The following is a 5,691-nucleotide window of genomic DNA, read 5'->3' on the forward strand; positions in this document are numbered from 1 at the left end:
TTCGGGTCCGGAGAATAATCCGGTTGCAATAGCAAGTGTAAATGCTGTGTAGATACCCAATTGAGCTGCTGCTCCTAATAACAAACTGATTGGATTAGCAATCAACGGACCGAAGTCTGTCATCGCACCTACCCCCATGAAAATCAAGCATGGGAATACATTTGTTTTAATTCCGATTTGTATTACTCTTAATACACCGTGTTCATAAATACTGCTTCCTTCATACATTAGCCCTGCTGATGGTAAGTTCGCTAACATTACACCAAATGCGATTGGCAATAACAACAATGGTTCGAATTTCTTAGCAATTGCACAATAAAGCAATAGGAAAGAAACAACAAACATGATTACATTTTGAATTGTTAATGCAGCAAAACCTGATTCTTGTAACAGGGCTTTCATGACTTCTAAAAAGTTCATAAAAGTGCCTCCTTATTTCAATACTACTAATGTTGCATCAGTTTCTACTGTGTCGCCTTCTTTTACTGCAACAGATGCTACAACACCGTCTGCAGGTGCTACAATTTCATTTTCCATTTTCATAGCTTCTAAGATAACTACTAATTGTCCAGCTTTTACAGCGTCTCCTTCTTTTACCTTTACTCCAAGGATTGTTCCAGGCATTGGACTTGTTACTGTGTTATCTCCGGCAGATACAGGCGCTGCTTTTGGTGCCGCAGGCGCAGGCGCAGCTTTTGGTGCTGCAGGTGTAGATGCTGCTTTTGCTCCCATTGACATTGGTTTATATCCACCACTTACTTTTTCTACTTCTACATCATATTGTTTTCCGTTGATAGTTACTACATATTTCATAATAAATTCCCCTCTTTTCAATTTTTCTGTTTTTTGTTTTTTCTATCTACATTCCTAAAAGGCTATGTAAGTTAGAAAGTTAAGCAATTTCTGTGATTTCCACAATTCTAAACTTATCTACAGGTAGCTTCATTTCTTCACTGATTGCGGCTACAATTGCTGCATAAGTTTCGTCATTTTCATCTGTTGCTACTGCTGTTGCTGCCGTAGCAGTCGTAGCGCTTGCTTTTGATTCTTCTTTTTTCCCAACGCCCAAAGCAAGCAATACCTTTGAAACAACGATAACCGCAAGAGCCAACGCAATCAATGTCAAAAATACAGTCGTAAGTCCCATCACAGAGATAGTAACCGCATTTAATACATCGACTTCACCTATCCACATACACACACCCTCCTTTACTTAAGTAAATTCAATTGATTTTTTTCAACATTTCATATTGTGAAATGTATTCCAAATTACTCCTTGAATATTATAGCAAATTTAGTATATTAGCGCAACACTATATTCAATGATATTTTACAGAAACATTGCAAAAAAATCATACTTTTAGTTTGAATATAAGTATAAAATATGGTATCGTTTTCTATTGTAAAATTATTCAAGCCCTACCATTTTAAAAATAGTAGGGCTTGAATTTAGCGGATCTTTATTTCTAACCTTTTTTATTTTTCTGATTTGAATATTTTAGGGACATTCTTAATTCCTATATCAACCAATCCTTTGAGAGCCTGGCGCAAAAACTCTTTTGTTTCAGGAGATGTTTTTCCTGACGCCTGTAAAATACTATACAGATTAGAAAAAACATTTGTTTTTAAATCAGAGAAGTAGATTACTTCATCTACATTCAATATCTCATACATCTCATCAACAAACATTGCCCTTTCTTCCGGCTTCATACTGGATACCCACTGCTTAATTGTAAGCTCCGCGTATTTCGATCCCGCTGTCACTTCATCCAGAATTTCAAAATTATCTTTCTTCACAATCCAAGAAAAAACGTCATGTTGTAAAATCCCTGTACGATTGCTTTTTATCACTACAAACTCCTCTTTGTTTTCTAACAAAACTCCAATGATAGAAGTTTGAGGAATCATTCTAACAATACGTTCTTCCACATTGGTATACCCTTTACTTCTCAAAAATTCTTCTGTAAATCCAGGTCCATCATGTGAATAAATTCGTTCTATTTTTGACTGTATTTCTTCTGAAACGGTAGCAGCAGCGTAGATAGCCAAATTTCCTCCTTTGGAATGACCACCTAAAATCAGTTTTCTTCCATCTAAATTTTGGAGGTTCATAACATATTTTCTTGCCTCATCTTGTGAAGGAATCGGTGATTGAAACGCCATGTTAAAATCTTCTTTCCATCCCAACAAAGTCGGTTCTGTTCCCCGAAAGGAAATGTAACTTAAGTCAGATGTCAGCCGAAATGTCACGGCAGAAAATTCTTTCTGTACATCCACATCTTTTGTCTTTACATAATTGCAAACGACAATATCTCGAAAACGTCGACTGGACACAAGCCGAAAAAATAATTTTCGGCAACTTTTCTCGTCCCAAATATGTGCGAACATTTCATCAAAGTGTTCTGCACAAAATAGCTCCTGGAGCCGAATTCCTTCATCCGTATACGCCTTAGAAATTTTCTTTGGGATGTTTACATAAGATAACCATGACAAAATTAAACTATCCACATAAGACAGCGGTTTTTCTTCAAATGTTTCAAAAGCACTTTTTGCATAGGAAATAATATTCTTCATTCTACTCCCTTTTCATCATTACTTACAAAATACTCTACTTCCACATATTATTTTTTCAAACGGTAATACACAGTACCCACAATCGTACAGCTATTATAAACGTAAGTATCATTTTCTTTCGTTCTCTCCATCATAACACTTTCTATCTCAAGACGATAGTTAATGTCTGTACCTTCAAAATCAAGATAATTTTCTACTTTTTCTCCCTTGTCTTTTCTCTTTTGCAAATCATTCAATTGTTCGTAAAGCTTGTCAAACGGAATTTTTTCCGTATAAACCTTATCTCCTAAATCATAGAAATAAAAAACTAACCTGTCTTCTTCTCTCATAATAAAAGGTTTTTCATTTATCATATCGACATCTCCCGAGTCGGACGAATAGAAATCAACATTATATTTTCGATCAAATTCAGAAATATCTTCTACCTTATTGTACTCATTTCCATAAAAAACTACACTTATTATTTCTGAAGGTGTAGAATATGAATCTGAACCTGTCCAACCGTCAGACCATTTCTCAGAAAAACCAAAAACTTTTTCAAAAGAATAGTCCTTCTCGCTACATGGCATATTTGGAATATCTTCAAATTTATGATTTGCCATAATATAGGAAACCAATTCTGATATTCTCTCTTGCTCATCTTCTTTTAAATCCCGTTTGGGAACAATTTTTCCATCTTGAATCATATTATTTCTTTGCAGTACCTTCACCAATTCATGCACCTGACTTCTTTTTTCTACATGATATCCACTCATTGGTCCAACAGACGAAATGAACACAAAAGCAGACAATATAACAGGAATAAAAATTAAAGAGCCGGTCTTGTCTTTCAAATAATGTCTCACATAGTACAATGCACTGCAAAATACAAAAAGCCCTGCCATAATAACATAGTATCTATTCTCTGTAATCCCATACTCTTTTACTCTGATTCTAACAGAGAGAAACATCATACATAAAAGAGGTAACATCGCTACGCTGTAACAGATAGAAAATTTTTTCAAAAAAGGTTTGATTTGTGTCAAAACAGATAAGAAGAATAGAATAGCCACACTGAATATTCCATACCAAAGTACTAAGTGAGCAACCAATCCGTTTGGCCACTGACTCAATACAATAATTTTTGCAAAATAAATATATAGAATCACCATATAAACACTCAGTAGTGGAACTATAATCGCTAATAGAAGCACTCTCCATGCCGGAACCATTTCATAACCTTGAAATTCATCCTTTGAATTCGGATAATCCGATAAAAATACTGCTAACAGAAACAGATTAAAGATGATACAGGCCATATATTCATAAATATCGGAGTACAACGGAAATTCCAACAAGTGAACTACAGTGAAAATAATTGCAGCTAGTCCTAAATACATCACAATAGAGTATATGACCGCTTTCGCAAAACTTCCAATTATCTCAAAAATATAAACCACATATCCTTCACTTCTCTTGATTTTGGAGATATACATAGATGATATCAACAAAAATAAATTCAATCCAAAATAAATTCTTTCCTTTTCTTGTGACCTGAAAATATTTTCTCCTCTTGGATCAAGCAAAACAATATTTTCTCCTCTTGGATCAAGCAAAACAAAGTATACAAAACAAATAAAAGCTCCTCCTGTAAGCCACAAAAGTGCACGAAAAATTCTTTTTTTGTTTCGATCTTGCATTTCATATAACCATCTCTCCTCAAAAAGATGAAGGTTAGTTGATACCAGTATTACTGTGAAAAGTGTTTGTATCATTGAGTCATACGATACAGACCATCTGTTTTTTATTTCAAGAATCAAATAAATTGTCAAAATGGCAGAAGCCGTCATCGTGATTGGAAACCGTATGACACTTTTATTCAGATTCTCAAAAGTTTTTTTAATTTTTTCTAAACCTCTCATTATAATTGCTGACTTGTTTGATGTCATGTCAGCATCCTCCTCTCATTTTTTAATACCTTATATATGCAAGTAACTACCTGCATTTTATAGAATTCTTTTCAAATCCCTCCTTAGTATACTATAAATTCTAAAAGTATTTGTGTTTTTTGTTTGGATATTTTTACATTTTAACTACACTTTTTTATTCCAGATAATGTTCCCTATCTCTGCTTCCTAGACATAAGATATCGTGCCATAATTCATAAGTTTCTATTCATAGTTTAAAAAGGGAGTATCTTTTTATATTTTTACATTGAAACTACGTAGCAATATGATTATTTTTACGAGATCTGAAAGATTTTTTCTCACTATGCTCATTTGTAAGAATGTTGTAATTTGATAATACTGATATTTTTTCAAATTTTTTATCATTACTTTATGCTTTTGATAGCTATCCAAAGGTTGGTCATTTCGTATTCTATCGATGAAAAACACAACTTCTATACATTGAAATGAATCTTGTACCATGATAGCAAGATGGTGATACGAAAATACAGCTATTCATAAAAAGAAAAGTAGAGCTGCTTTGCTCTACTTTTCAAAATAAAGGTTATATTGATTGGAATTTCAATCATTTTCAAATCATTATTCATTTAATGAACTTACAATAGTTTCTGCTAAACTATCCAATTCTTTTTCTCTGGAGTCATTTACAGAGGAACTTACTGTTACTCTCTCGTTCAATACATCCATCAATTTCAATTCTTCATCTATAAACTGTTCCATCAAGTCACCTGATCTTGGAGTCCAAGAACCGTTTTCAACAATTGCAAATGTTCTGTTTTGAAGATTTAACGCCTTCATATCGTTTAAGAAGTTATGCATTACAGGATAAATTCCCAAGTTATATGTTACAGAGCATAACGCAATATGACTTACACGGAACGCTTCAGAAATCAATTGGGATACATGTGTATTAGACACATCATAAACTACTACATTTGTGATTCCTCTTTCCACTAATTTTGTTGCTAAGATTTGTGCAGCAAATTCAGTATTTCCATACATAGACGCATAAGCAATCATAACTGCTTTTTCTTCCGGTTGATAAGAACTCCATTTATTATATTTATCCAATAAATATTCAAAATCATTTCTCCAAACCGGTCCATGTAGAGGACAAATATATTTGATGTCCGGTAAAATCGGAGTCGCTTTTTTCAATACAGATTGTACA

6 protein-coding genes are annotated in these 5,691 nt (G+C 33.6%); all 6 read right to left on the bottom strand.

Annotated features, from left to right (window positions below; genetic code table 11):
- Positions 1-420: sodium ion-translocating decarboxylase subunit beta (locus ACO5GE_RS07740; RefSeq protein ID WP_484830340.1), on the bottom strand; the 420-nt coding region annotated here is incomplete at its 3' end.
- A gap of 12 nt (positions 421-432) precedes the next feature.
- On the bottom strand, positions 433-813 hold the full coding sequence (locus tag ACO5GE_RS07745) for a biotin/lipoyl-containing protein (protein ID WP_484830341.1): 381 nt from the start codon (positions 811-813) through the stop codon (positions 433-435).
- Positions 814-892: 79 nt separating this feature from the next.
- A complete protein-coding gene (locus ACO5GE_RS07750) occupies positions 893-1,195 on the bottom strand; it encodes an OadG family protein (RefSeq protein WP_484830342.1) in 303 nt (100 codons plus the stop codon).
- 281 nt (positions 1,196-1,476) lie between these two features.
- Complete coding sequence (locus ACO5GE_RS07755; RefSeq protein WP_484830343.1) at positions 1,477-2,574, bottom strand: Mbeg1-like protein; 1,098 nt, start codon at positions 2,572-2,574, stop codon at positions 1,477-1,479.
- 47 nt (positions 2,575-2,621) lie between these two features.
- Positions 2,622-4,502: a DUF4153 domain-containing protein gene (locus tag ACO5GE_RS07760; RefSeq protein ID WP_484830344.1), complete on the bottom strand. Its 1,881-nt coding sequence runs from the start codon at positions 4,500-4,502 to the stop codon at positions 2,622-2,624.
- A 597-nt stretch (positions 4,503-5,099) separates the two neighbouring features.
- Positions 5,100-5,691: flavodoxin domain-containing protein (locus ACO5GE_RS07765; protein ID WP_484830345.1), on the bottom strand; the 592-nt coding region annotated here is incomplete at its 5' end.

This window comes from Filifactor sp., assembly GCF_057248345.1.

Excerpts from the sequence above, each read along its gene's own strand:
- ACO5GE_RS07745 (WP_484830341.1), bottom strand. The coding sequence starts at position 813 with ATGAAATATGTAGTAACTATCAACGGAAAACAATATGATGTAGAAGTA.
- ACO5GE_RS07750 (WP_484830342.1), bottom strand. The coding sequence starts at position 1,195 with ATGTGGATAGGTGAAGTCGATGTATTAAATGCGGTTACTATCTCTGTG.
- ACO5GE_RS07755 (WP_484830343.1), bottom strand. The coding sequence starts at position 2,574 with ATGAAGAATATTATTTCCTATGCAAAAAGTGCTTTTGAAACATTTGAA.
- ACO5GE_RS07760 (WP_484830344.1), bottom strand. The coding sequence starts at position 4,502 with ATGACATCAAACAAGTCAGCAATTATAATGAGAGGTTTAGAAAAAATT.